This window comes from Bartonella sp. MU70NMGDW, from assembly GCF_042194085.1.
Lineage (GTDB): Bacteria > Pseudomonadota > Alphaproteobacteria > Rhizobiales > Rhizobiaceae > Bartonella > Bartonella grahamii.
The window spans coordinates 1-522 of the sequence record NZ_JBHIMK010000573.1; the positions used below are offsets into that span (position 1 = coordinate 1).

The following is a 522-nucleotide window of genomic DNA, read 5'->3' on the forward strand; positions in this document are numbered from 1 at the left end:
TTGTTAGAAAAACTATGAAAATAATGGGGGATTTATAATGTCTAATATTTACGATTGGTCTCTAAAGGCTGATGAAAATGCTTATTCAGATAGTATCATTAATTGGGCAGAAGGTCAGCCGCCTAGTTCTGTTAATGATAGTGCACGGGCGATGATGCAGCGCGTGCGTGAATATCTTGCAGATAATGGTGGATCTATTAATTCAAGCTTTACAGTAAATGTGGAAGATAAAACAACATTAATTACCTTAAAGACAGTTTCGCCTATAAAAAAATACAACAATGATATCATCATACGTTTTAAAGCTTGTGGTGTAAATATTGGCTCGACAAAAATAACTGTTAATAATATAGGAGAAAAGCTTATCTATAAAGCAACTGATGCGGGGGTTATACCATTAGAAGGTGGAGAATTTCAAACAGATGGCATTTATGAAATGGTGTACAATAATGGTGTTTTAATAAAAGAGCATGAGGGGTGGTATTTATTAAATCCTACACCACCAAAGATAGAAAGTTTTCC

Annotated in this window: 1 pseudogene; it reads left to right on the forward strand. The window is 34.1% G+C overall.

Features of this window, described 5'->3' with window-relative positions:
* Positions 1 to 37: 37 nt before the first annotated feature.
* Positions 38 to 522 (forward strand): annotated as a pseudogene (locus tag ACFIKE_RS12235) (phage tail protein); the annotation flags it as partial.